The sequence below is a fragment of the Paraburkholderia phymatum genome (assembly GCF_038900715.1).
GTDB classification, from domain to species: Bacteria; Pseudomonadota; Gammaproteobacteria; order Burkholderiales; family Burkholderiaceae; genus Paraburkholderia; species Paraburkholderia phymatum_A.
On the sequence record NZ_JAYMRZ010000013.1, the window covers coordinates 151,158 to 176,274 of the forward strand.

Annotated in this window: 17 protein-coding genes and 1 pseudogene; 5 read left to right on the plus strand and 13 right to left on the minus strand. The window is 64.3% G+C overall.

Features of this window, described 5'->3' with window-relative positions:
• The first annotated feature begins 86 nt into the window (after positions 1-86).
• Positions 87-1,263: pseudogene (locus VSR68_RS23555) on the plus strand (acetyl-CoA C-acyltransferase).
• 218 nt (positions 1,264-1,481) lie between these two features.
• Here the strand turns inward: VSR68_RS23555 and VSR68_RS23560 are convergent.
• Positions 1,482-2,546, minus strand: a complete 1,065-nt coding sequence (locus VSR68_RS23560; protein WP_342942138.1) for a glycosyltransferase — start codon at positions 2,544-2,546, stop codon at positions 1,482-1,484.
• A complete protein-coding gene (locus VSR68_RS23565; RefSeq protein ID WP_342942139.1) occupies positions 2,546-3,793 on the minus strand; it encodes an oligosaccharide flippase family protein in 1,248 nt (415 codons plus the stop codon). The genes VSR68_RS23560 and VSR68_RS23565 overlap by 1 nt, the downstream gene beginning before the upstream one ends.
• A gap of 285 nt (positions 3,794-4,078) precedes the next feature.
• Between VSR68_RS23565 and VSR68_RS23570 the strand changes: the two genes are divergently transcribed.
• On the plus strand, positions 4,079-5,338 hold the full coding sequence (locus VSR68_RS23570; protein ID WP_342942140.1) for a group 1 glycosyl transferase: 1,260 nt from the start codon (positions 4,079-4,081) through the stop codon (positions 5,336-5,338).
• A gap of 110 nt (positions 5,339-5,448) precedes the next feature.
• On the opposite strand, the gene VSR68_RS23575 is transcribed toward VSR68_RS23570, so the two are convergent.
• Positions 5,449-6,594 (minus strand): acyltransferase, encoded by a 1,146-nt coding sequence (locus tag VSR68_RS23575; protein WP_342942141.1) that lies wholly within the window; start codon positions 6,592-6,594, stop codon positions 5,449-5,451.
• Positions 6,595-7,000: 406 nt separating this feature from the next.
• On the opposite strand from VSR68_RS23575, the gene VSR68_RS23580 reads away from it, so the two are divergent.
• Together VSR68_RS23580 and VSR68_RS23585 are read left to right on the plus strand one after the other, a co-directional pair.
• Complete coding sequence (locus tag VSR68_RS23580) at positions 7,001-8,509, plus strand: hypothetical protein (protein WP_342942142.1); 1,509 nt, start codon at positions 7,001-7,003, stop codon at positions 8,507-8,509.
• A 72-nt stretch (positions 8,510-8,581) separates the two neighbouring features.
• Entirely contained in the window at positions 8,582-9,841 is a 1,260-nt protein-coding gene (locus VSR68_RS23585) for a glycosyltransferase (protein WP_342942143.1), read from the plus strand.
• Between the two features lie 107 nt (positions 9,842-9,948).
• Here VSR68_RS23585 and VSR68_RS23590 read toward each other — a convergent pair whose 3' ends face one another.
• Positions 9,949-11,694, minus strand: coding sequence for a GMC family oxidoreductase (locus tag VSR68_RS23590; RefSeq protein ID WP_342942144.1), 1,746 nt, complete (start codon positions 11,692-11,694; stop codon positions 9,949-9,951).
• Between the two features lie 254 nt (positions 11,695-11,948).
• On the minus strand, positions 11,949-12,650 hold the full coding sequence (locus tag VSR68_RS23595) for a DapH/DapD/GlmU-related protein (protein ID WP_342942145.1): 702 nt from the start codon (positions 12,648-12,650) through the stop codon (positions 11,949-11,951).
• A gap of 200 nt (positions 12,651-12,850) precedes the next feature.
• Here VSR68_RS23595 and VSR68_RS23600 point away from each other — a divergent pair, with 200 nt between their 5' ends.
• On the plus strand, positions 12,851-13,522 hold the full coding sequence (locus VSR68_RS23600) for a hypothetical protein (protein ID WP_342942146.1): 672 nt from the start codon (positions 12,851-12,853) through the stop codon (positions 13,520-13,522).
• Between the two features lie 180 nt (positions 13,523-13,702).
• Here VSR68_RS23600 and VSR68_RS23605 read toward each other — a convergent pair whose 3' ends face one another.
• The 8 genes from VSR68_RS23605 to VSR68_RS23640 form a co-directional block, all read right to left on the minus strand.
• Positions 13,703-15,031: a glycosyltransferase WbuB gene (locus VSR68_RS23605; protein ID WP_342942147.1), complete on the minus strand. Its 1,329-nt coding sequence runs from the start codon at positions 15,029-15,031 to the stop codon at positions 13,703-13,705.
• 117 nt (positions 15,032-15,148) lie between these two features.
• The gene (locus VSR68_RS23610; protein WP_342942148.1) at positions 15,149-16,291 is read right to left on the minus strand and encodes a glycosyltransferase family 4 protein; all 1,143 of its coding nucleotides are present in this window, start codon (positions 16,289-16,291) and stop codon (positions 15,149-15,151) included.
• Between the two features lie 105 nt (positions 16,292-16,396).
• Entirely contained in the window at positions 16,397-17,368 is a 972-nt protein-coding gene (locus VSR68_RS23615) for a GDP-L-fucose synthase (RefSeq protein ID WP_342942149.1), read from the minus strand.
• A 5-nt stretch (positions 17,369-17,373) separates the two neighbouring features.
• A complete protein-coding gene (gene gmd, locus VSR68_RS23620; RefSeq protein WP_342942150.1) occupies positions 17,374-18,501 on the minus strand; it encodes a GDP-mannose 4,6-dehydratase in 1,128 nt (375 codons plus the stop codon).
• Positions 18,502-18,560: 59 nt separating this feature from the next.
• Positions 18,561-20,783, minus strand: a complete 2,223-nt coding sequence (locus tag VSR68_RS23625) for a polysaccharide biosynthesis tyrosine autokinase (RefSeq protein ID WP_342942151.1) — start codon at positions 20,781-20,783, stop codon at positions 18,561-18,563.
• An 80-nt stretch (positions 20,784-20,863) separates the two neighbouring features.
• Positions 20,864-22,003, minus strand: a complete 1,140-nt coding sequence (locus VSR68_RS23630) for a polysaccharide biosynthesis/export family protein (RefSeq protein WP_342942152.1) — start codon at positions 22,001-22,003, stop codon at positions 20,864-20,866.
• Between the two features lie 51 nt (positions 22,004-22,054).
• Entirely contained in the window at positions 22,055-23,440 is a 1,386-nt protein-coding gene (locus VSR68_RS23635; RefSeq protein ID WP_342942153.1) for an undecaprenyl-phosphate glucose phosphotransferase, read from the minus strand.
• A 65-nt stretch (positions 23,441-23,505) separates the two neighbouring features.
• Entirely contained in the window at positions 23,506-25,110 is a 1,605-nt protein-coding gene (locus VSR68_RS23640; protein ID WP_342942154.1) for a mannose-1-phosphate guanylyltransferase/mannose-6-phosphate isomerase, read from the minus strand.
• Positions 25,111-25,117 lie beyond the last annotated feature (7 nt).

A 25,117-nucleotide genomic window follows, 5' to 3' on the forward strand; every position in this document is an offset into this window, starting at 1 on the left:
TCAATGCGGCCGCCGCGCGGCGCACGCGCTGCGCACCTCGCCCACCGTGGCCGCGCGACGACTACCAGATACCTCGGGAACATGACATGAACGACGCAGTGATCGTATCCACGGCGCGCACGGAGCTCGCGAAGAGCTGGAAGGGCGCATTCAATCTCACACACGGCGCGACGCTCGGCGCTCATGCCGTGCAGCACGCCATCGCTCGCGAAGCTCGACCCCGCCGAAGTCGAGGACGTGCTGATCGGCTGTGCAAATCCCGAAGGCGCGACGGGCGGCAACATCGGCCGACAGATCGCGCTACGCGCCGGCTGTCCGGTGAGCGTGCCCGGTGCGACCGTGAACCGCTTCTGCTCGTCGGGTTTGCAGAGCATCGCGATGGCGGCGCAGCGCATCATCGCGGGCGAAGGCGATATTTACGTCGCGGGCGGTGTCGAGAGCATCTCGTGGACACAGCGGCAAATGAACCAGATTCACGCACTCGACCCGTGGCTCGTGCGGCACAAGCCGGAGATCTACTCGAGCATGCTTCAGACGGCCGAAAACGTCGCGTAGCGCTACGGGATTTCGCGCGAACGCCAGGACGAGTATGGCGTGCGCAGCCAGCAGCGCGCAGCTGCCGCGCAACAGGCACGACTCTTCGACGACGAAATCGTGCCGATGACGGTGATGGCCGGCGTCACCGATTCCGCAACCGGCCGGATCGTCACGCGCGAAGTGACGATCGCCGGCGATGAAGGCATTCGCGGCGACACATCGCTCGAAGGCGTGGCAAAGATCCGCGCTGCCATTCCGGGCGGTGTGATTTCGGCGGGCAACGCATCGCAGTTCTCGGACGGCGCATCGGCTTGCGTCGTGATGAGCGCGAGCGCCGCGGCCGCAAAGAGCCTGCAGCCGCTCGGTGTGTTCCGTGGCTTCACGGTCGCCGGCTGCGAGCCCGACGAGATGGGCATCGGCCCCATGTTCGCCGTACCCAGGCTGCTGGCGAAAGCGGGCCTCAAGGTCGACGACATCGGCTTGTGGGAGCTGAACGAAGCCTTCGCCGTGCAGGTCCTGTATTGCGCGGACCATCTAGGCATTCCGATGGAACGGCTCAACGTGAACGGCGGTGCGATTGCCGTCGGACATCCGTTCGGCGTTTCGGGCGCGCGTCTCGTCGGCCATGCGCTGATCGAGGGCAAGCGTCGCGGCGTGAAGTATGTCGTCGTCACGATGTGCATCGGCGGCGGCCAGGGCGCGGCGGGGCTCTTTGAAGTGCTTTGAATGAAGTGCTTTGAACGAAGTGCTTTGAACGAAGTGCTCTTTGAACGAAGCGCTCTTTGAACGAAGTGCTCTTTGAACGAAGTGCTCTTTGAACGAAGCGCTCTGAACGAAGTGCTCTGAACGAACCGCTTTTTAAACGAAGCGCTTTGACCAGAACGCCGGCGCGTCATTAACGCTATCGCAACGCCGCTGCAACGCGAGCCGCCGCTCAACGGCGCTCAAACCCGCGCCGCCACCTTCCTCGCGACATCGAGATACCGCTCGGCCGTATCCTGCAACGTCAGCCCGACGAGCGTCCGCTGCACCCGAGGCTGCACGAGCGCGCCGAGCAGCGCGGCGGCATAAGCGGCCGTATCGTCGGTATCGACCAGTTGCACGCAGGGCAGCGTCTTCGCGAACTGGAACGGCATGATCGTGCTGGCGACGACGGGAATCCCCGAAGCCAGCGCCTCCAGAAACGCAATGCTGTGCCCCTCGGAACGCGACGGCATCGCGAACACGTTCGACGCCCGAAGCACGCCGCACACATCCGGATGCGGCCCCTCCACGTTCACCCGCTCTTCGAGCGCGAGCTTCTTCACCAGATCCTGAACCGCGGCCAGATAAGCCGGGTCCTCGACGACGCCATACAGTTGCAGCCGCACATCCTCCACTTGCGCCGCGACCTCCTGGAATGCATGCACCGTCTGCAACTGGTTCTTCACCGACGTGTATCGCCCGATCTGCACGATCTGCAGCGGCGCGTTGCCGTCGCGCGGGCGGTCGTCGAATGCGAAGCGCGTCGTGTCGACGCCGTTCGGAATCAGCGTCAGCGACGGATGCGCGCGAACACTGTTCGTGTAGTCATGCAGATTGGCCGGCGACACGCCGATCACCGCCCTCGCCCGCGACGACAATATCCGTTCGACGTAGCGAAAGAGCGCCCGCTCGAAATCGTTAACGGCCGAATGCATCACGTAGATCACGGGCACCTTGGTCGGCAGCGCGCGGGCATAGAAAGCAGGAATCGTCGCGTGAGCGAACAGGACATCGGGCCTGAAATGCCGCAACATGCGGGCCAGAAAGACGAGCTTGCCGGGCAGTGTCGAACGCCTGCAAGGAAACACACACTCTACGCCGTGACTCGCCAGCTCGCGCGTGAGCGGCGCGAAATCCGCGTGCTCGGGCAACAGCGAGGTCACGCCGACCACGCTTCCCTCGCGCTGCTGATGGATCGCGAGATCCTTCGCGAGCACTTCCGCGCCCGACAGACGCGGCTCAAGCACGAGATGAAGAATCCGCATCAAAGCACCCTTGCCGTCCGATACGCCATCCACATCGCCGCGCAACTCAGTCCGAGCGTCATGGCCCATGCAATGCCCGTGACGCCCCAGTAGTGGGTCGCGGGCGGCACGCAGGCGAGCAGCACGATGACCTGGATCACCGACGCCTGCGTGGTCGCCTTCGCGTCGCCGACCGCGCGCAGATACGAAACCAGCACCGCGATCAGCGCGCCGATCGCCATGTTGATCACGAAGATCTTGAAGAGCGGCACGGCAGGCAGCCACGCCGGTCCGAGAATCAGCGAAAAGAGCAGGTGCGCCGCGAGCCGCAGCACGATCACGACGACGACGAGCCCCAGTGCGATCAAACCAATATAGCGCCTGAAAAGCCGCGCCGCGACCTTCGGATCGGTGCGATGGCGCGCGGCGAACGTAGGAAACAGGTACTGCGACATTGCGATCGCGGCATCGGCGAGCAGCATCTGTGCGAGCCGCGACGACATCTGATACGCGCCCAGTTGCGCCGGCCCCAACAGTTTGCCGACCACCACCTTGTCGAACTGGTTCAGCACGAGATTGACGACGCTGCCCGCCCAGATCCAGCGGCTGAATCCGATGTAATGGCCGATGCCCGACCAGCGCAAACGAATGGGCGGACGCGGATTCATCGTGATCCACGTCAGCGCCGTTTTCAGCGATTCGCCGACGATCATGCCGAGCAGCACCGAATACGCACCCGCGCCCGCCAGCGCGAGCGCCAGCCCGAAGCAGCAATCGACGAACGCCGCCGATATCTCGACGAGCGCGACGTGCTGGAATCGCCGGTCGCGCTGCACGACGTAATACGCCGGCGACGCGACGCCGCGCAGCAGCGGCAGCAGCGCCGCAAGCTGCAACAGCAGCAGTGCGCCGCCCAGATGAAACTGGCTGTTCATGATCGGCGCGAGCGCGACGAGCGCCGCGCCGATCAGCACGCCGCGCGACGCGAGCGTGGTCCAGACGGCGCCGAGTTCATCGCGTGTCGGCGCGGCCTGACCCTGTATCACGGCCTGCGACAGGCCCGTATCGGACAGCGCCTCCGCAATCGCAACGGCCAGCAGCGCGACGCTCACGCTGCCGATCGCCTCCGGCCCGAGAATGCGGCCGATCGCGAGAAACTTGATGGCCACAAGCCCGCGCATCAACACCTGCTGCAGCAATACCCACGTTGCCGCGCTCGAACCCAGACTCGCCCTGAACGAAAACGCTGGTAGCCTCATCGTCCGCAATCTTCTTCTCCTTGTTCCGTCAATGCATTGCATCGTCGTGAGAAAGCACGGTGTCGAATCGATGCGTCATGTCTCGCGCCACGCGCGGACACGACGCGGGCCGCCGGCGCAAACACGTCGTTCTTCAAGGTAACTCGCCACACCCGCACGCGAACGCCATCTGCCAGGCAGAATCGGAAACGCGCAGCGCGGGCTGTCCGTTCTCGCCAAAGATATGGCGAAATTGTCGGTTCGCACCGAAAGCGGGATGCTAAGGTGGACCCAATACTGCTCGTCAGGATCACCATGGAACGCGCAACTCACCTCGTGCCCGTCGAAGCGCCCATCGCCGATGCCGCCAGGCTCGGTTACGTCGTCATCATCGAGCCGAATTTCACGGGGCATCGGTGGCGCTACGTCGAATGGATCGCGCAGACCTGTCTCGAAGCGGGTTATCCGTGCCTCGTCGTGACGGAGAACTCGAACGAGGATCATCGGCTCGCGCGCGAGATCATGGCCGCGAACCGCGAGGATCTGCAGATCGCGTTCGTCGATGCGGAAAGCCAGCGTCAGAGCCGCGGCCTGAGGCGCGTCAGCTACGCGCGCTTTCATGCCTATTTCAAGCTGGCATACGACTCCGTCAAACGTGTCGAGCGCGTGCGGCTAGTCGTCGTGCCTTACGTCGATTACTTCTTTCATGCGCTGCCGCTGCTCGGCACGCCGTTCGGCAGGACGCCGTGGATCGCCATTACGATGCGCGCGACGTTCCACCATCGCAAGGTCGGCGTGCGCACGCCGGGGCGGCCGCTCGTCAATATGCTGAAATCGCTGCTGTTTCGCCGCGCCGTGCATACGAAAGGGCTGCGCGCGCTGCTGTCGATCGATCCGACGCTCGCCGAGTGGGTCGGCCGCTCGAAGCCGAAACATGGCGCGAAAGTCGAGTACGTCGCCGATCCGTTTCCTGATGCGAAAGCCGAAGACCCGCTCGTCGCGCGCGAGCGTCTCGGGCTCGATCCCGACGGCCGCTATCTGCTCGTCTACGGCTCGATCAGCGAGCGCAAGGGCATCTGCGAGCTTGCCGAAGCGCTCGCGGGCATGACGGACGCGCCGACCCTGCTGCTCGCGGGCGAACAGGACCCGGACATCCGCGGCTTCATGCGCGCATTCATTCCGATCCTCAAGCCCGCGCCCGTGATCCTCGACCGCTTCATTTCGAACGAGATGGAGCGCGACCTGTTCTCCGCCTGCGACGTCGTATGGCTCGGCTACAAGGGTCACTACGGAATGAGCGGCGTGCTGGTTCAGGCGTACCGCTTCGACAAGCCCGTCGTCGCGACGAGCGAAGGGCTGATCGGCTGGTTCTGCCGCGGCGGGCAACTCGGGCCGTGCCTCGACGATCTGTCCGCGCAATCGATCAAGCACGCGCTCGATGAAGTCGCCGCCAAGTGGCGCAGTGGAGAACCGCATCGGCGCCCGCTCGATCATCTGCTTGCGCGCAACACGCTCGGGCAATTCAAGGAAACGTTGCGACAGGCGATCACCGACGCTGTCGCCACGCGAGCCTGAGCCACACTTCGTTTGAGCAACGACGTCACGCGGGGCGCTCGCGTCGTGTCGTCGACGTGCATGCTTCACTGACAATTATGGCCAACTGTCGCTGCGCGGGCATCAGCGCATCAGGACAGTTGGCCGCCGACAGGCATCTCTTCGCGCACCGACGCATTCCGCTTGGCCGGAAACAGCGCATTGCGCAGCCGCAGGAACGGATACTCGACGGCGCGCGTCATCGCGTAGCCCGCGATGATCGCGACGGCAGACTGCGCGGACAGCGCAAGCGCCCACACGACGATAGGCGGCAAGCCGAGCGCCGTCGCCTTGTGGATCACCATGTCGCCGGGCGCGAGCGCGAGCGAGTGCCACAGATAGATACCGTATGAGTAGACGCCGAGCCACGCGACCGCGCGATACGCGAACGACGTGCGCACCTTGCCCGAGTGCTCGAGCATCAGCACGATGAATGCGCAAAAGCCGAGCGCCTGAATCGTATAGCCGATGCTTTCGTCGAGCGGAATGTGCTTCGTCGCGAACGCGAGCCACGCGACGAGCACCGCGACCACAGCGAGCAGCAAGCCAGTCTTTTTCGCAAGACGCTGATACACGTCCGGCCTCATCCAGTAGATCGCGGCGAGGATCACGCCATAGAGCAGGCTATCGATCCGGTACTGCGTATAGAAAAACGCGGGGTCCACGCCCCCTCTCGCCACTTCGATGCAACGCGCGATCAGCACGATCACGCAGATGCCGCCGAGCACGCCGATGATCGAGCGGGCGCGCATCTGCCAACGCGCGAACAGCAGCAGCACGGCGGGCAGGAAAAGGTAGAAGTGCTCTTCGACGGCGAGGCTCCACGTCTGCGAAATCGACGTGCCGAAGTAGTTCTGCAGGTGGGTCAGGTTCTGCCACAGGAACGAGTCCAGCGGGTGACGTCCGATGATTGCGTGAAAGAGGATCAGCACGTAATACGCGGGCCAGATCTTGAACATCCGGCGCACGATGAAGCGGCGCGCGTCGACGTGTCCCTTCTCCGCGTATTGCCGCAGCAGCAATCCGCCGACGAGGAACCCGCTCAGCGTGAAGAACAGGTTCACGCCTTCGCGGCCGAAATTCTTCAGCGGATACTCGATGATCGAGATCAGCGTGCTGCCCGTGTTGACGGTGTGGAAGTGAAAGCCCATCACGGCGAGGATCGCAATACCGCGCACGAAGTCGAGTTCGACGGACCTGCCCCGCACCATCGATTCCGCGCTGCCGAATAGCTTCATGCTGTTCCCCTTCGACGTCGTTTGTTGGTCGTTTGGTCGTTTGCTTATCGCTCAGTCGTTTCGTTGTTCGCGAGCCCGCCGTGCGGAGACCGGCCTGCCTTGTTTTGGCCCATGCACGGGCGCGTTCGGCGGGCACTTCTGGCACGGTATTCCAGTCATGTTGCTTGCTACTGCGTGTACCCGTTCGCCAAGTTGCCGTCGTTCTCGGACAGCGTCGTTAGAGGTGCGAAACCGTCTGACGAACGGCATCGGCCCGCATCGGTCGACCCCGCCAGAACCCAGGCGAAATACGCCTCGCGCGGACTTGAGCGGAAGCCGGCCATTTATATTCAGACTGAACAGTGGCGCGCGTCGCCCTGTCACGATGAACGCACCGCACACCCCACCGGGAGAGGGAGAATCGTCGATGCGCAACAAGTACGCTACGTTGTGGATCTGGATGTGCATCTTTCCGCTCGCGCTCGACTACAAGGCTCCCGACGCCGATTCGGGCCACGCCGCCCAGGTGCTGCTCGTCCTCCCCGTGCTCGCTGCCGCCGTCGCGCTGATGTTCATCGCGCCGCGCTTCAAGCAGTCCTCGCCGTTGCGCAGCTTCGTCACGTTCTGCCTCGTGCTGAGCGTGCCGTGCAGCCTGATCTCGCAACTGGTGCAGGGCAACGATTTCGGCAACTACATGCGCGTCATCCTGCCCTTTCTGCTGTTTCTGCTCGGCTATGAGATGGCTTGCCATCCGTGGCACGAAGACCGCATCGGACAGATGGAAAAGGCGCTTTTCTGGGCTAACCTGGTTGCGCTGATCTTCACGCTGATCTTCGGCATCGCGACAAGCGGCGGACTCGGTGCAATCGCCGATGTGCGCTATCGCATCGTCTCCGTGACGCTGCTCGGATTGCAGGGCGTGCTGCTGCACGAGTTCGTGCTCGCGCGGCGCTTTTCGCCGTTCATGCTCGCGACGTTTCTCGTCACCGTGCTGATCGAGCTGCTGAGCGTCACGCGCAGCCTGCTGGTGGGCACGGTGATGCTGTTTCTGCTGGCTGCGTGGATGAGCGCGCCGTCGGTGCGCCATCTGCTGAACTCGGCCGTGCGCGTGTTCATCGTGAGCGTCGTGATCGGCTCGATGTCCGCTGCCGCCGTATGGAGCTTTCCGTCCGTCAGCAAGCACTGGACGCAGCGCTTCGACGCCGCGGCCAACACGGAAACGGGCAAGGACCCGACGACGATCACGCGTCTCGCCGAAATCAAGGACCAGTTCGACCAGGTCACGTCGTCGACGCAGACGCTGCTGCTCGGCGAAGGCTACGGCCACTACTATCGCTATTCGCCGCAATATCTGCCCGATCTGGCGGGACAGATCACCAAGAAGGATTTTTACGCGATCCACGAGTGGGCGGCAGGCCACAACTTCTGGATCTATCAGCTGTTCGCGGGCGGAATTCTGTTCGGCATCGCGCTGCCCATCGCGGTGGTCTTCGTGCTCTGGCATTGCTCGCTTGCCTACCGGCGATGGCGCGCGCGCTCGCCCGGCGCGCCGCTCTTGCCCGTGTTCGGCCGCGCGATCCTGCAACTGGCCGCGCTGCCCGCGACGTCGATCGGCGGCAATCCGCTCGGACCGCGTTTCTCCGGCCTCGTATTCGGCATCGCGCTCGGCCTGACGGTCGCCACCTATTGCCGGCTGCGTCGCGAGCTGGATGCGAAAGCGCGCTCGCGCGTTGAACCCGTCGTGCCGCCGCAGGCATCGAGGACGCCTGCCGGCGCAAGACGTCCGGCACCCGGTCCAACGGGACAGCCGACGCGGCCCGCGCCGTTTGCCTCCGCTGCGCAGCACGACGCGCTTCAAGACACGAGCGACACCGAGCCGTTCGATGCAAGCCGCGCGGGCGGCCTGCGTCAGCGCGGGGTGCCGGCATCCGCATGAGGGTCCCTCGCCCGACACCCGGTTCGATTGCGTCACGCCCTTTCCTTTCGCACTACGCCGCATGACTTGCCAATGAAAATCCTTCATCTGCTTTCGACAGTCGATCCGCGTGCAGGCGGGCCGACTGAAGGTGTCCGACAGAGCGGCGTCGCGATGGCGTCGCTGGGTCACGAGATCGAAGTGGCATCGCTCGATGCCGCCGATGCGCCCTACGTGCGCGACTTCCCGCTGCCCGTGCACGCGCTGGGCCCCGGCCGCAATTACTACGGCTTCACGCCCAGCTACGTGCCTTGGCTGGGTCGCGAAGCGCAGCGCTTCGACGCGGTGATCGTGCATGGCCTGTGGCAATACCACGGCTTCGGCGCGTGGCGCGCGCTGCGCGGGTCGAACGTGCCTTACTACGTGTACACGCACGGCATGCTGGACCCCTGGTTCAAGCGCACCTATCCGCTCAAGCATCTGAAGAAATGGGCGTACTGGCCGTGGGCCGAATATCGCGTGCTGCGCGACGCGGCCGCCGTGATCTTCACGACGGAGGAAGAGCGGCTGCTCGCGCGCCAGTCGTTCTGGCTGTATCGCGCGAACGAGCGCGTCGTGCCGTTCGGCACCAACGCGCCGCCGCCGCATGCGCGAGCGTTGCGTGAAGTCTTCCTGAGCGCGTACCCGCAATTGCGCGGCAAGCGGATCGTGCTGTTTCTCGGGCGCATTCACGAGAAGAAGGGCTGCGACCTGCTGGTCCACGCATTCGCCGATCACGCGCAGCGCGACCCGGACGCGCATCTCGTGATCGCCGGTCCCGATGCGACGGGCTGGCAGCGTCCGTTGCAGGCGCTGGCGCGCGCGTGCAGCATCGAGGAGCGCGTCACATGGCCCGGCATGCTGCAAGGCGATATGAAGTGGGGCGCGTTCTACGCAAGCGATGTGTTCGCGCTGCCGTCGCATCAGGAGAACTTCGGCGTCGCCGTTGCCGAGGCGCTGGCGTGCGGCCTGCCTGTGCTGCTGTCCGACAAGGTCGGCGTATGGCGCGAGGTGGAAAGCGATCACGCGGGGCTGGTATCGAGCGATACCATCAGCGGCACGCAGCGCAACCTGCTGAACTGGCATTCGCTCGACGCCTTCGACAAGGCGAAGATGCGCGAGCAGGCGCGCAGAACGTTCGACGCGCGCTTTGGGATCGCGAGCATGGTCGATGCGTTGACGGCGTTGCTGCAACCGCCGGGGGCGCCTGCGACGATGGCGTCACGCGCGGCCGAAGGGCAGCAGAATGCGCCCGATGCCGCTGCGGGTACGGTTTCGAAAGCGGCGGCGCAGAGGGAGCATTCCGTGAGTTGAACCCGCTTCACGCGTCGCAAGACGCTGCGTTCAAATAAAAAATCCCGCGACATATCGCGGGATTTTTATGATCTCGAGCGCTCGCGTTACACCGGGCGCACGCAGCCTCACACCGCCTCATTCCCCCCAGCCCGAACCAGCGACTGCGCCGCAATCGGCAGCGTGCTCACTTCGGGATTCGGCACGTTGCCGAACCGCGCGTTGACGGCTTCGCCGATCGGCACCACGGTCGCCGTGTCGGGCTTGCCGAGCTGTTGCACGAGATGCGTGCTGAGCCGTAGCGCGAGCGCGGAGATCGTGATCGTCGGGAAGTTCGCGCCGACAGTCGGAAACACCGAACTGCCCGCGATATACAGATTGCTCACGCCGTGCAACTTGCAGTCGCGATCGACGACGCCCTCGCGCGGCGAGTCGTGCATCCGCGTCGTCCCCATGTGATGCCACGTGCCTTCGAGCTTCGCGGGCCACGACGTGCGTCCCGTCAGCGGCTCGTCGAGTTCGACCTCTCCGACGCCCATCATCTTCAGTTCGTCGGCGAGCAACTGGAACGTGCGGTCGAACGTGCGCTGCACGAGCTCCGTCAGCCGCCAGTCCACTTTCACGCGCGGCAGCCCGAGGCGGTCCTTGCGATCGGACAGCGTCACGCGGCTGTCGCGATTCGGCTCCGCTTCGACGATCGCCTGCAGCTTCACGTCGGATATCAGCGCGCGCAACTGCAACAGGCGCGTCAGCCCGAAGCCGATCGTATCGACGGGATGCGCGGCCATCGTCATGTAGTCGTCGCGCGCGCGCCGGCCCGGCTGCTCCTTGCGATGCAGCGCCTCGCGGCAGCGGATCAGCGCCTCCGATCCCGCACTGCCTTCGCCGAAGAAACGCGAGAAGAACCACACGCGCGAGTTGAGCAGCTTTTCGCGCATGATCACGTCGCGCGTCAGCGCGAACTGCGACGAGATTTGCGTGCCGTGCGCCGCGACGACAGGGTTCTGATAGTGATACTTGATGTCGTACAGCTTGTTGCGAGCCCATTGCTTCGAGAACTTCACGGTGCCCGTCATCAGACGCGGATGGTCCATGAAGAAGCGGCCGACCAGATCGTTTCCATTGCCGAGGCCCGCTGCCTGCACCTTGTTCGACGCGAGCAGAAGCCGCGCGTTTTCGATGCCGCCCGTCGCGAGCACGAAGAGCTTCGCGTTCATGCGGATGCGCTTGCCCGAGAGCGTCGCGATATCGACGCCCGTGACTTGCTTCGCTTCGCTGTCGGTGTCGATGTTCACGACATTCGCGTACAGGAATACGCGCACGCGCTCCGCGCGACGCAGCACTTCGCGATACACCTTGCCGAAACGCACAGGCGGGCTGAACTGCGAGACGGTGTCGCGCACGTTGCCCGACATCAGCGGATAGCGGCGCACGTCGTGCCGGTTGATCTGCTGCTCCCACCACGCCGGATCGAAATTATCCGGTCCGAGCTTGAGCAGCGTGTGCGTGCGCTGATAGTACGGCGTGAGTTCGTCGAGGCCGAATGGCCAGCCGCTGTTCGCGACCCAATCCTTTTTGTCGAAGTCCCAGGGATCGAGCGGCCGGCACCAGCCGCCCCAGCAATTGCTGCTGCCGCCGAGATAGCGGCTCCTGCAGCCGTCCGCGAATGTGTATGGGATGCCGACGTTGTCGCCGCGATAGAGATCGCGTGTGTCGTCGTCTGCCTTGTAGCCGCCGCTTTCGAGCACGCAGCATTCGATGCCCGCGCGATCCAGTTCCATCGCGAGCGTGATACCCGCGACGCCTGCCCCGATGATGCATACCGTCGTCGACACAGCGACGCCCTCTTCGACACTTCGGGTATCGATAAACATCCCCTGCTCCCAGCCTTGTGTTCTGTTCGCACCTTCTACGGCCGTGTGAGACTCCGTCCGTTCTGGCCCCTCGCCGAGCCTGCGTGCCTGGCTCGTCGTGCAGCAACGCGTTGCAGGTTTGCGCCATCGCGGCGCGTCGCGGCAGGTAGTGATTTCCCCCAGCCGCCCATGCCTACTTGGATGATGGCTCTGCGCCAAGCCGTTCATCCGCCAACATCGCGCTTCCGGCAGACAGACCATGCATACGATGCACGTTATGCGGCCCCGCCCACATCCCCGTCGAAACGCTTACGAATGAAGCGGCAAGGATTGCCCCCGTACACGCCTTCCGCCTCGAGCGAACGGTGCACGACAGAAAGCGGCGTCACCACGGCGGATCGCCCGATCGTCACGCCCATCTGCACGACGCACTTCGACGAGACCCACGCGCCGTCTTCGATGACGATCGGCGCGACGCGCAAATCCATGTTCGTGCGCATCTCATGCGAGCCTGCGCTCAGGAAAGTCCCCTGCGAAATGCAGACGTTCGAGCCGATACGAATCGGCGCCTGGTTGTAGATCCACACATCGACGCCGAACCAGCAGTTGTCGCCCACCGTGAGATTCCATGGCGCTTTTACGCGCACCGGATGCACGAAACGGCAGTTCGTACCGATCTTCGCGCCGAAGAGCCGCAACAGCCCAACGCGCACCGACGACACGGGCAGCAGCTTGTTGTTGATCACACAGGCTTCGACAAAGTACCAGATGATCTCGGTGAGAAAACCGCGCGACGCGACATAGTTGCCCTTGCCCGCGCGGCTCAGGTCGATCACGCGGCCTGTCTGGGAGGGCTGTGCCGTGGAGGGCTGCGCCGTGGAGGGCTGCGCCGTGGCGGCCGGCCCCGACGCGCGCGTGTCATGCAAGCCTTCTCTCTGCGCGTCCTCGCCGATCGTGGAGCCGATCGTATTGTTCATACTCTTCTCCCGTGATGGAGCGCCGTCTCATGTCGGGCCATCAGGCCGTCTGTCGCGCGCCCTTTCGTCATCGATTATCTGGTCCGTGCAGCGGCATGGATGACGGCTGGCCGCGCCGGGCGTAGTTTTGGCGGATCCATGCAGAGTGTCCGGTTCACCATGGAAGCAGACTTCGACGTTTGCACGGGAGGAAGACGACGATGACCGCTCATCTTCATTCGCGACAACGCTCGCCGCTTGAATATCCGCTGCGCAGTGCGAATCGTTCGCGTGCGTGGCTGCCGTCGATCGCGCTCGCATCCGCGCTGCTGTCGAGCGTTGCGCTGATGCCGTGCGCCCATGCGCAGAACAACAACGCCGCGCCGGGCAATGGCGCGAAGGCCGCCGCGGCCAAAAACAATGTGAACGGCGCGCCCCCGAAGAAGACAGCCGCGCAGCGCACGCAAGAGGACGCGCAGCGTCTGCTCGGCGGCCCGAACGCGTCGCTCGGTGGCTATGAAATGGATGGCGCCACACCCGATTCGGAACGCGAGTCGCTGCTGAACAGCGAGCGCATGCGCGCCGCAAAGCCCAATACGCAGGGCGCGGGCGGTCCCGCAGCGGCCGGCGGCAATGGTGGCAACGGAGGCGCGGCGGGCGGCAAAGGCGCGGCGCCTGCTGTCGCGATCAAGCGGCCCGCGCGCGGCGGCGCGGCGGCAAACGGTGGCGCGGCAGCGAACGGTGCCGTTGGCGGCGTCGCGGGCCCGGCTCGCGCCGCGGGACAGCGCGGCGGTGCGATGCCTCCCGCCGATGCGGGCGTCGCCGCCAATGCCGTCTACGGCAACCCGTACATCAACAAGGGAGGACGCGACATCTATCGGTCGCCGTGGTGAGCGTGTTCGCTGCATCGGTGTCAATCGACTCGACGTGACAGGGAAAAACGAAGAGGCCGCATTCGAACTGCTTTCGTGCCGTTCGAATGCGGCCTCTTCATTTCAAGTGTTCGAGGCCGTTCGAACGCGTGTCGAGCCAGCGCGCGCCGCAAGCAAAGCCGGCGCGTCGCGGCACTCGCTTTACTCCACTTTCGACTCCTCGACGGACGCCGACAGAACGCCCCCATTCGCCGTGGGCGCCGCGACGGGTGGAGCCGCGACAGGCGGAGCCGCCGTCGCGGGCGTGCCGTCGCCCGTGAGCAACGCGAGACGCGTATCGAGCGTCAGCAGCGTCGACAGCGGCGAGAGCATCGTCTCGGCGTAACGCCGCCCCGCCGCGCCGAGCGCGGCACGCCGCGCGCCATCGCCGGCGAGCGCCTCGATCGCCTCGACGAGCGCGCCCGTATCGTCGGGCGGCACGATCACGCCGTTGTCCGCGACGGCTTCGTACAGCGCCGTACCCGGGCGCGCCATCGCGATCACGGCGCGGCCGCTCGCGAGCATGCCCGTCAGCTTCGACGGCATCACGAGATCGGCGGCATCGCCGCGCTGAGGTAACACGTGAATGTCGGCGACGTTCAGCAGTTCGTTGAGCGACGCCGCCGGCTGCAACGGCAGGAAGCGGCAGTTGCGCAAGCCTTCGCAACGCTTGACGAGGTCCGCCCGCGCCGCGCCGCTGCCGCAGAACACGAAGCTGATGTCGTCGCGCGCGTCGAGCGCCGCGGCCGCCGCAGCAAGCGTCTCGATGCCCTGCTTCGCGCCCATGTTGCCCGAGTAGAGCACCACCGTATGGCGCGCCGGAATGCCGAGGGTCTCGCGATACTCGCTCGCGCGCTCGAGCGGAAAGATCGCGCGCGTATCCACCCAGTTCGGCAGGAACTCGGTCTTCGCCGTCTCGACGCCTTTGCCGACCGCGCGCTCGACCATCTGGCCCGATATCGACGACACGACATCGAAGCGCTTCAGGATCACGCGCTCGACCCAGTAGGCGATGCGCGCCGCGCGTCCGCTTTTCAGCAGACCGAGCTCGAAGGCCGCGTCCACTTCGTAGTCCTGGATGTGCAGCCACGCCTTCGCGCCCGTGACGCGCGCGAGCACGAGCGCGCCGGGTGCGCATATCATCGTCGGCGCGATCAGTATCACGGCGTCGGGGCGCCATGCGATCTGCCGCGCGAGCAGCGGCAGCGACGACAGCGCGAACGACGCCAGATGCGTCATCCGCTTGAGCCCGCTTTGCCGCGCGGGCACCCACAGCGGAGCGCGCCAGATGCGCACGCCGCGCATGACGTCGCGCCGGTAGCGCCACATCGAATAGCCTGCCGCGACTTTCCATTCAGGGTAGTACGGCGGCGCGCAGATTACCCGCACCTCATGGCTGCATTCCGCCAGCATCTGTGCCATTTCGGCTGTGTATTTCCCCGTTCCCGAAAGCTCGGGCGCGTAATTGAGGCCATAGATCAAGATCTTCATATTTGACATCCACGTCGAATGCCCGTCATGCGGCAGCGGACGGCGCTACGCCTCCCAGCCACTACATTGCGCGGCCACGGCGTGGTCAAGCCGTGGTAGCCGCGCAATCGATCGATCTCAATCGCTCAGCATCAGCGCGCAGCCGCGCGCGATGTTGGCCGCGGCGGACGGCGGATCGAAACGCCGTATCACGTCCATGCAGCGGCGCGCCGTCGCTTCGGCGTCCGCGAATGCTTCCGTCGCTTTCAGCAGCGTGCGCTGCAGACCCGCCTCATCGCCTGCGGTGAATGCATAGCCGCTGACGCCGTCGTGCACGAGTTCGGGCACGCATCCGCAGCTCTCGCTGACGACAGTGGGACATCCATGCGCAAGCGCCTCGTTGACGACGAGCCCCCAGGGTTCGCTTCGGCTCGGCAGCACCAGACAGGTCGCGCCGTAGTACTCGCGCGACAGCGGCTCGTCCTGCAGGCTGCCGACGAACGTAATCGAATGGTCCATGCCCAGCTCGCTGACCTTCTCGCGCAACGCGCCTTCGAGCGGCCCCGTGCCGACGATGCGCAATTGCGGATCGGGCAGACGCTTCGCGATTCCCGCGAATGCGTCGATCAGCGTCGTGATGCCTTTCTCTTCGGACAGACGCCCGACGAACAGGAACACGTGTGGGTTGCCCGCGCGATAGCGCAAGCGATCGGCAAGCGCGCGCTCGCGCGAGAACGTGACGGGCAGCGCGGCGGCCTGGCAGGGAATGAAGATCTTGTCGGCCTTCGCGCCGAGCGACATCAGATAGTCGCGGCTGCGTTCGCCGAAGCCGAAGTAGCCGTCGCACAGCGAGAAGAACACGCGCTTCGGAACCGAAGTCAGAAGGCGCTTCGGACGATCGCGCGCGGTCGAGTCGCAGAACACGGCGCGCCGCTTGCCGGTGACGATGCACGCGGCGAGCATCGCCCAATACTCGGGCCGGTGATAGCCGGGCAACACGATCAGATCCGATCTGGCTCTCAGCACTTCCCACACGAGGCGCCCGGTGAGGCGCCAGGTCGGCACATCTTCATAGCAGCCGTCGAAGAGCTTGTGCATCGGATAACGGTGAAACGAATAATCGACGTCAGAAAAACCCAGCCTGTCGTGCTCCGTGTCCGCGATCTGCACCATCGAATAGCGGATCGCACCCGTGGCCGAAATGCTGTGCAACGCGGAGAACACGGCGCCCTTGTGCCGTGACCACACGACGTTATGAAAGATCGTGACTGACGCATCCATTTCTTACAGTCCTCATTCGGTCGAAACTGTCGACTGCCCTGGAAAAAAGAACGGACGTCACCCTAATCCCGGTCCCAGGCAACGTCCGTCACCAGGAACGGTTCTTCAGGCGCGCGCAGCCATCTCTAGAGAAGGCGTGGCGAATTTCTCCTCGTACGTCGCGGCAAACTCCCGATAAGTATTGCCGACTCCTTCAACAAGACCGATGCTCGCGCGCCAGCCCATTTCCGCCAGCCGCGACACGTCGAGCAGCTTGCGCGGCGTGCCGTCGGGCTTGCTCGCGTCGAACTGCAACTCGCCTTCGAAGCCGACCACATCGCAGATCGTCTGCGCCAGTTCGCGGATGCTCAGGTCTTCTCCGACACCGACGTTGAAGACACCCGTGTTCACGTCGTGCTCGAGCACGAAGAGCGTCGCCGCCGCGAGATCGTCGACGTGCAGGAACTCGCGCCGAGGCGTGCCGCTGCCCCACACGGTCAGCGCCCGATCGCCACGCAGCCGCGCTTCGTGCGCCTTGCGGATCAGCGCGGGCAGCACGTGGCTGTTCTTCAGGTCGTAGTTGTCGTTCGGCCCGTACAGGTTGGTCGGCATCAGCGAGACGTAGCGCGTGCCGTACTCGCGGTTGTACGCGTCGCAGAGCTTGAGACCCGCGATCTTCGCGATGGCATACGCGTCGTTGGTCGGCTCCAGTTCGGAGGTCAGCAGATACGCTTCGCGAATCGGCTGCGGGCACATCTTCGGATAGATGCACGACGAGCCGAAGAACACGAGCCGGTCGACGTTCGCGCGATACGCCGCGTGAATCACGTTGGTTTCGATCACGAGGTTCTCGTAGAGAAACTTGCCCGGCTGTGTCGCGTTCGCGAGAATGCCGCCGACGCGCGCCGCCGCGAGCAGCACGACGTCGATCTGCTCGCTCGCGAAGAAGCGGTTCACGGCGGCCTGATCGGTGAGATCGAGCTCGACATGCGTGCGCGTGACGAGATTGCAATAGCCGCTCGCCTGGAGCTTGCGCACGAGCGCGGAACCGACCATCCCGCGATGTCCTGCGACGTAGATGCGTGCGTTCTTGTCCATGGCCGTCACTCGTGATGTTCCAGCGCCTTGAAGCCGGCCAGCGTGACGAGTGCATCGCGCCGCGCGATCTGATAGTCCGACACCACCATTTCCTTGACGAGCGACTCGAACGGCGTCACAGGCTGCCAGCCGAGCTTCTGATGCGCCTTCGACGGATCGCCGAGCAGCGTCTCCACTTCCGTCGGGCGGAAGTAGCGCGGATCGACGCGCACGATCACGTCGCCCGCCTGCACGCGCATTTCGCTGCGATGACGGCGCTCGACGTGCTCGACGATGCCCACTTCATGCACGCCGTCGCCTTCGAAGCGCACGGTGATGCCCAGTTCGGCCGCCGCGCGCTGCACGAATTCGCGCACGCTGTACTGCACGCCCGTCGCGATCACGAAGTCTTCAGGGGCTTCCTGTTGCAGCATCATCCATTGCATTTGTACGTAGTCGCGCGCGTGTCCCCAGTCGCGCAGCGCGGACAGATTGCCGAGATAGAGCTCGTCTTGCAGGCCGACTGCGATGCGCGCGATCGCCCGCGTGATCTTGCGCGTGACGAACGTTTCGCCGCGCACGGGCGACTCGTGATTGAACAGAATGCCGTTGCACGCGTAGATGCCATACGCTTCGCGATAGTTGACGGTCGTCCAGTACGCGAACAGCTTCGCGACAGCGTAAGGGCTGCGCGGATAGAAAGGCGTCGTCTCGCGCTGTGGCACTTCCTGCACGAGGCCGTAGAGTTCCGATGTCGAAGCCTGATAGAAGCGCGTCTTCTTCTCGAAGCCGCAGATGCGGATCGCTTCGAGCATGCGCAGCGTGCCGAGACCGTCGGCGTTGGCCGTGTATTCGGGTTCTTCGAACGACACGGCGACATGGCTTTGCGCCGCGAGGTTATAGACTTCGTCCGGTTCGACGCGCTGGATGATGCGCAAGAGGCTCGTCGAATCGGTCAGGTCGCCGTGATGCAGTTGCAGGCGTTGGTCGGGGTCATGTACGTCCCGGTAGAGGTGGTCGATGCGGTCCGTGTTGAACAACGATGAGCGGCGCTTGATTCCATGGACTTCGTAACCCTTGTCTATCAACAGCTCTGCCAGGTATGAGCCGTCCTGGCCGGTGATGCCTGTAATCAAGGCAACCTTCTGAGTCATTACGTTCTCCTGATGAATGACGTCGGACCACGGCGCGATCCGACGCACAGGAACAGCGTTTAGCCTGCGATACTCTCGTAACCGTAGTAGCCGCCGCGATAGCCGGAGCCAATGAATGCGCCCGCCTGCGGCACGTCGGTCAACAAGACCCCCTGCAAATTCACGCCGCCATTGCGCAGACGCTTCGCGGTTTCCGCGAGCTCGCCTACCGGATGGCGTCCGTGACGAATCACGAGCAACGTCGTCCCCACGTGCTTGCCGATCACGGTCGAATCGGTGACGGCGAGGACGGGTGGCGTATCGATGATGATCAGGTCGTACTGCTTCTTCAGCTCGTCGAGCATCGTTTCGAACCGCTTGCTCATCAGCAGCTCGGACGGATGCGAGGGCAATGAGCCCTTGGTCAGCACGTCGAGGCCCGGCAGCACCTCGCGCTGGATCGACGATTGCAGATCGCCGCCGCGCAGCACGTCGGAGAGACCCGGCTGGTGCTGCAGGCCGAAGTGCGAATGCACGTCGCCGCGCCGCATGTCGCCGTCGATCACCAGCGTGCGCTTGTTCACGGAGGCGACGAGGGCCGACAGGTTCACCGACAGGAACGACTTGCCCGCGTCGGGACGCGAGCCCGTCAGCATGACGACGTTGCTCTGGCTGTCTTCGACGGTCAGCTGCAGCGAGGTACGCAAATTGCGCACGCCCTCGACGGCGATATCCTGCGGCGCCTGTTCGGCGAGCACGTGCAGGCCGCGCCGGCGCATCATCACGTCCTGCTGCAAGCGTATCTGCTGCTCGCTGCGTGGCACGACGGCGAACACGGGCACGCCCAGCGCGGCTTCGAGTTCGTCCGGACGTTCAACACCGCCATACAGCGTCTTGCGCACGAACGCGAACACGATGCCGATGAAGAGGCCCGCGCCGAAGCTGATCAGGATCACGACCAGGCGCTTCGGACGCACGGGATCGTCGGCCGCTTCCGCGAAGTCGACGATGCGCACGTCGCCCACCTGGCCCGCCTTCGCGATGCGCAGTTGCTGCGCGCTGTTCAGCAGGTTCGTGTACAGCTCGGTATCGACGTGCACGTCGCGCAGCAGGCGCAGCGCCGTCTGCTCGGTATCCGGCAGCGACTGCACGCTCTTGCCCATCGTCGAGAGATTGCCCTGCAGCGCGCGGATCTGCGCGTCGAGCGCCGCCACGGCCGGGTGATTCGCCGTGAAGCGCTGCGACATCTCCGCGCGCTGCGTCTGCAGATCGACGAGCTTGGTCTTGTTGTCGACGATCTGTTGCAGCAGCAGCCGGCTTTCCTCGCTCAGATCGACGGTGCCGTGCTGGTTGCGGAACGTGTTGTAGCGCTGCTCGGCGGCGTCGAGTTCCTTGCGCAGCTGAGGCAATTGCTGGTCGAGGAACGCGAGCATGTGCTCGGCTTCCGACGAGCGGCTTTCGATGTCCTGGCGGATGAACTCGCGCGCCATGTTGTTCATGATGTCGGCCGTGAGCTTCGCGTCGCTGCCTTCGAGGCTCGCGCGAATCACGCCCGATTGCAGCGTCGATTCGGCGACATCCATCGACTTCTGCAGACGTTCGACCGTCGTCAGCGTCGAGCCGCGCGTCATGTCGTAGCGCGTGCCCGGCGCGCCGACGAGCGCATCGACGCGCAGCGCGATCGGTCCGACGGGCGTTTCGCGCACGACGTTTTCGCCGACATGCCCTTCGAGAATCGCGACGCCGTCAGGACTGTTCAGCACGAAGTCGCCGTTCTGTCCGGCGATCAGCGTGAAGTCCTTGTCGTACATATCTTTTGCGGTGTCGAACTGCGACACCTTGATGCTTTCATTGCCCCACGCGTAGCTCGGAAGCTGCAGCGCAGGCGGCAGCTTGAACCCCCACTTGCCGTTCATCAGCGGGGCAAGCAGCCCGCCGACGAACGGCAGCGTGTGGGGGCGCGCGGCAATATCGAGGTGCAACGTCTTGACAGTTTCCTCGGTCACGAGCCGTGACTTCATCAACTCGATCTCCGCAGCCGTCGACGGCTTCGTATCGAACATGCCCGTCAGCGGTTGAAGGCCGTCCTGCTTGTTGTTATCGGCCTTGTCCACCACATGAAAAAGGACATCTGCGCGATACACGGGCGTCGCCAGAAATGCGTAGGCGGTGCCCAGCGCCGTGATGGCCAGCGTAATCAACAGAATCGACTTCCAGTTCGCAACGATAGCCTGCAGATAATCTGTCAGGTGCATCTCATCGGAGCTGACGTCCGTATAGCGATTGTCAAAGTTGATAGCCATTTGCGTGATCCATCAAGTAACCACACTGTCGGAAGCATTGCGTTGCTGCACCCCGTTATTGCACGACGCATTCGTCACCCTTACTTCGCGAGCAATGCAGCCGTCACGCCAGCATTGATTGCAGGCAACAACAGCGACAGCACGCGGTTGAATTTCACGAGACCGTTGTTGTCCACGTACACGACATCCTTCGGCTCAAGATTGAACTGGTTCGCAAGCACCATCGAAGTCGGCGATGTCGCATCCAGGTGGTAGATCTGGGGCTTGTCGCTCATCGAATTGCGGATCACGAAGGTTTGCTTTGCGTAAGCCGTGTTCGGGTTGAGACTGCCCGCCTGCGACAACGCTTCCGCCAACGTCAGACGGCCGTCGCGCATCGGCAGGATCGTCGCCGGCTTGTTGACTTCGCCCATCAGGTAGATGCCGTACTCGTCGCGCGACCCGACCCGAAGAAGATCGCCGCCCTGCAGATAGAGCTGCGTCGGCGCGCGGCCCGCCCTGATGAGGCCCGGCACGTTGATTTCATACGTCTTGCCCTCGCGCACGAGTTCGACGTGACTCTGATCGGCATTCGGCGTGAAGCCGCCCGTGCGGTTGATCGCTTCCGTCAGCGACATCGGAATATCGTTGACCTGCGCGGGCCCCGGCGCATGCACTTCGCCATCGACATACACCTGCGCCGCGCGGAACGCGGCGACACGCACCGTCACTTCAGGCTTCTGAAAGACGACGCTCAGCTTGCGATACAGCTCTTTCTGCACCGTCGCCGCATCCTTTCCGCCCGCGTGGATCGTGCCTGCATACGGAAACTGGATATTGCCGTCGGCGTCGACGAGAAAGCCAATGCCCGGATCGTTCTTGCTGCTCGAAGGCGATGGCTGGCCGAGCGCGGCCGCCAGCTCGGGGTGATCCCAGACGGTGATCTGCAGCACGTCACCCGGTCCGAGCTTGTAGGTGGGCGCCTTGGGGCTCAACAGCGACGCGATCTGCTGATCCACTTGCGTCGCCTGCCCGTTCATCGTGCGCACGAGCTTCAGGTTGATATCCGTGATGGGAATCTGCACATTCTGTTCGGGTTCGCTGCTGTACTCGCCGCCCGTCTCGGGCAGCGTGGGAGGTGATTCAAAACGTTGTCCCGGGACGATGCTGCACGCAGAGAGCAGCATCACGGACATCGACAGCACCAGCGGCGCGCACACGCTTATTCGTTTCTGGTTCATGACATTTCCTCCTTGCAGGGAGCTTGATCCTTGTTCATTGACTTGCCCCCCTCAGTACGCGTTGGTATGAATGAAGCCCTTGACGATCGTGGCGCCGATGATTCGCATGTCGAGCCAGAAGGTCCAGTGCCCCAGGTAATACAGATCGTGCGCGACGCGCCGCTCCATCTTTTCGATGCGGTCTGTTTCGCCGCGAAAGCCGTTGATTTGAGCCCAACCTGTGATACCCGGCTTGATCCTGTAGCGATGGATATAGCCGGCCACGACCTTCTGATACAGATCGTCGTGTTCGAGTGCGTGGGGGCGTGGCCCGACCACGGACATGTCGCCGCGCAGCACATTGAAGAACTGCGGCAGCTCGTCGAGACTCGTGCGGCGCAAGAACGCGCCGACGCGGGTGATGCGCGGATCGTCGCGGGTCGCCTGGCTGACCTTGCCGGCTTCCTCTGTGTGCACACGCATCGAACGGAATTTATAGATTGTGAAGACGCGACCATCGGCCCCCTTACGTTTCTGCCTGAAAAAAACGGGACCGGGCGACGTCACCTTGACGGCAATCGAAATCGCGACCAAAAGCGGCGCGAGGCCGATGATCGCGCAAGCGGCGAACACCCGGTCGAATAGATCTTTCTTGAAGAGCGCGCGCGACGACAGCGGCGACGCGACGAGGTTGATCGCAGGCACCCCGAGCAGCTCGATCACGCTGCTGGTGTCGAACAGCGCAAGGCTGCGCACGTCCGGCATAAAGCGGATGTTCACGAGGTCGTTGCGAAACTCGGTGACGAGGCGAAAGATCGTGCGCTCGTCGGTGAGCGACAGCGCGAGCCATAGCTCGTGCACGTCGTTGCTGCGCACATACTCGGCGAAAGCCTGCTGCGAATCGAAGCAGGTCACGCGCGGATTCGTCAGCGGCGACTCTTCGGGATGCGTGTTCAGCACGGCCGTCGCGCGAAAGCCGGTGGCCGGCTGCGATTCGATGCGGCGCAGGATCTGGTCGCAATGGCCGCCGCTGCCGACGATCGCCACCTGATGCAGGTTCCAGCCGGCGCGGCGCGCGCGCGCGAGCACCGCGTGCGCGATCAGCCGCCACGCGATCAGCAGGCCGCCCGCCATCGCCGTCCAGTATGCGAACCAGAGCCGCGAAACGATGTCGATCCGGTGCAGCGAATACATCAGCGCGAGCGCGCAGCCCTGCACGACGAGCCATGCGAGCGCGACCTGTCCGGCGAGCGCGAGCTTCGAGCGGCCGCGCCAGGACTCATAGACTCCGAACGCAGGGAACATCGCGAGCGCGAAGGCCCCCGAGAAAAGGACGAATGCGTCGTAGAACCCACGCTGCGAGAATTCGTCGAAGCGGATCTGCGATGCGACGGCGGCGCCGAGCAGAATCAGCGCCACGTCCGCAACCCGCGCAAAAAAGTCCTGTAAGTCCCGCATATCAGTCACCCTGCCATTCGTCGTTCGTTGCCTTTCGTCCGGGTGTTCCGCATTTCGGCGCCGCGCTAACTCGCGGCGGGAGTCGGACCATGCCCCGTGTCCTGACTCACGCCCTGTTCCTCCACATGGCCTTCGCTGTGCGACTGGCTCTGCCCTTGCGCCGGATCGCAGCGGCCGTACGTGTCATCGAACCGCACGATGTCGTCTTCGCCCAGATACGAACCGGACTGCACCTCGATGATTTCGAGCGGCACCTTGCCGGGGTTTTCGAGCCGATGCCGCACGCCGAGCGGGATGTAGGTCGATTCATTTTCGGTGAGCAAAAACTGATCCTCGCCGCGCGTGACGAGCGCCGTGCCGCGCACGACGATCCAGTGCTCCGCGCGATGGTGATGCAGTTGCAGCGACAGCTTGGCCCCCGGCGTGACCACGATGCGCTTGACCTGGAAGCGGTCGCCGTGATCGATCGAATCGTAGAAGCCCCACGGACGGCGCACCTTGCGATGCGCGTCGGCCTCGGGTGCCTTCTGCGCCTTGATGCGCGCGACGAGCCCCTTCACGTCCTGCACGCGCGAGCGATCGGCGACGAGCACGGCGTCCGCCGTTTCGACGACGACCACATTCGTCGTGCCGACACACGCGACGAGCCGCCCTTCCGAGTGCGCATAGCTCGTGACGGCGCCTTCGAACATCACGCGGCCGCGTCCCACGTTGCCCGCTTCGTCCTTCGGCTGCGCGGCCCACACGGCGTCCCACGAGCCGAGATCGGACCAGCCCGCGTCGAGCGGAACGACGACACCCGTCGACGTCCAGCCGGTCGACACGTTCAAACGCTCCATCACCGCGTAGTCGATCGAATCGGCGGGCGAACGCGTGAACGCGTCCGCTGCGGGACGGAAGGTTGTGCCGTCGAACTGCCCTTGCACGAACGACGCGCAACACGCGGCGTGCATGTCGGGCTGAAGCGATTGCAGCGTCGCGAGCCACACGCTCGCGCGCATCACGAAGATGCCGCTGTTCCACCAGTATGTGCCCGCCGCAACGTATTGCCTCGCGAGCTCGGCAGCGGGCTTCTCGACGAAACCGTCGATCTCGCACGCTTCGTCGTCCAGCTTCCTGCCGACGCGGATATAGCCGAAGCCCGTTTCGGGACCGCGCGGAGGCACGCCGAGCGTCGCGATCGCGCCGCGCTGCGCATGGCGCGCGGCAATCTCGATCGCGCGCTGCAACGCGGGCACATCGGCGATCGAATGATCGGACGGCATCACGACGAGAATCGCGTCGTCGCCGTTCGCGCACGCGAGCGCGGCCGCGAGCGTAAGAGCGGGCGCCGTATCGCGCCGCGCCGGCTCGACGACGAGCCGCGGCGTGCAGCCGTTGCACGTCAGTTGTTCGGCGATCACGAAGCGGTGCTCTTCGCCGCACACGACGATGGGCGCGCTCGATACGTCCCAGCCCGCAGGAAAGCCTTCCATCCGGTGAACGGTGTCCTGCAACAGCGATTCCGAACCGACCACGCCGATCAACTGCTTCGGAAAGTGTTCACGCGACATCGGCCACAGCCGGGTGCCCGATCCGCCCGCCAGTATCACCGGCACGATGTGCGAGCAGTCCGGCAACGAACTTGCCGGCTCTGCTGCATTCGTCGGATTTTTCTGGTCGACTGTCATGTACGCA

Coding starts and splice junctions, on each gene's coding strand:
- VSR68_RS23560 (WP_342942138.1), bottom strand. CDS start 2,546: ATGCGGATTCTTCATCTCGTGCTTGAGCCGCGTCTGTCGGGCGCGGAA.
- VSR68_RS23570 (WP_342942140.1), top strand. CDS start 4,079: ATGGAACGCGCAACTCACCTCGTGCCCGTCGAAGCGCCCATCGCCGAT.
- VSR68_RS23575 (WP_342942141.1), bottom strand. CDS start 6,594: ATGAAGCTATTCGGCAGCGCGGAATCGATGGTGCGGGGCAGGTCCGTC.
- VSR68_RS23580 (WP_342942142.1), top strand. CDS start 7,001: ATGCGCAACAAGTACGCTACGTTGTGGATCTGGATGTGCATCTTTCCG.
- VSR68_RS23585 (WP_342942143.1), top strand. CDS start 8,582: ATGAAAATCCTTCATCTGCTTTCGACAGTCGATCCGCGTGCAGGCGGG.
- VSR68_RS23590 (WP_342942144.1), bottom strand. CDS start 11,694: ATGTTTATCGATACCCGAAGTGTCGAAGAGGGCGTCGCTGTGTCGACG.
- VSR68_RS23595 (WP_342942145.1), bottom strand. CDS start 12,650: ATGAACAATACGATCGGCTCCACGATCGGCGAGGACGCGCAGAGAGAA.
- VSR68_RS23600 (WP_342942146.1), top strand. CDS start 12,851: ATGACCGCTCATCTTCATTCGCGACAACGCTCGCCGCTTGAATATCCG.
- VSR68_RS23605 (WP_342942147.1), bottom strand. CDS start 15,031: ATGAAGATCTTGATCTATGGCCTCAATTACGCGCCCGAGCTTTCGGGA.
- VSR68_RS23610 (WP_342942148.1), bottom strand. CDS start 16,291: ATGGATGCGTCAGTCACGATCTTTCATAACGTCGTGTGGTCACGGCAC.
- VSR68_RS23615 (WP_342942149.1), bottom strand. CDS start 17,368: ATGGACAAGAACGCACGCATCTACGTCGCAGGACATCGCGGGATGGTC.
- gmd (WP_342942150.1), bottom strand. CDS start 18,501: ATGACTCAGAAGGTTGCCTTGATTACAGGCATCACCGGCCAGGACGGC.
- VSR68_RS23625 (WP_342942151.1), bottom strand. CDS start 20,783: ATGGCTATCAACTTTGACAATCGCTATACGGACGTCAGCTCCGATGAG.
- VSR68_RS23630 (WP_342942152.1), bottom strand. CDS start 22,003: ATGAACCAGAAACGAATAAGCGTGTGCGCGCCGCTGGTGCTGTCGATG.
- VSR68_RS23635 (WP_342942153.1), bottom strand. CDS start 23,440: ATGCGGGACTTACAGGACTTTTTTGCGCGGGTTGCGGACGTGGCGCTG.
- VSR68_RS23640 (WP_342942154.1), bottom strand. CDS start 25,110: ATGACAGTCGACCAGAAAAATCCGACGAATGCAGCAGAGCCGGCAAGT.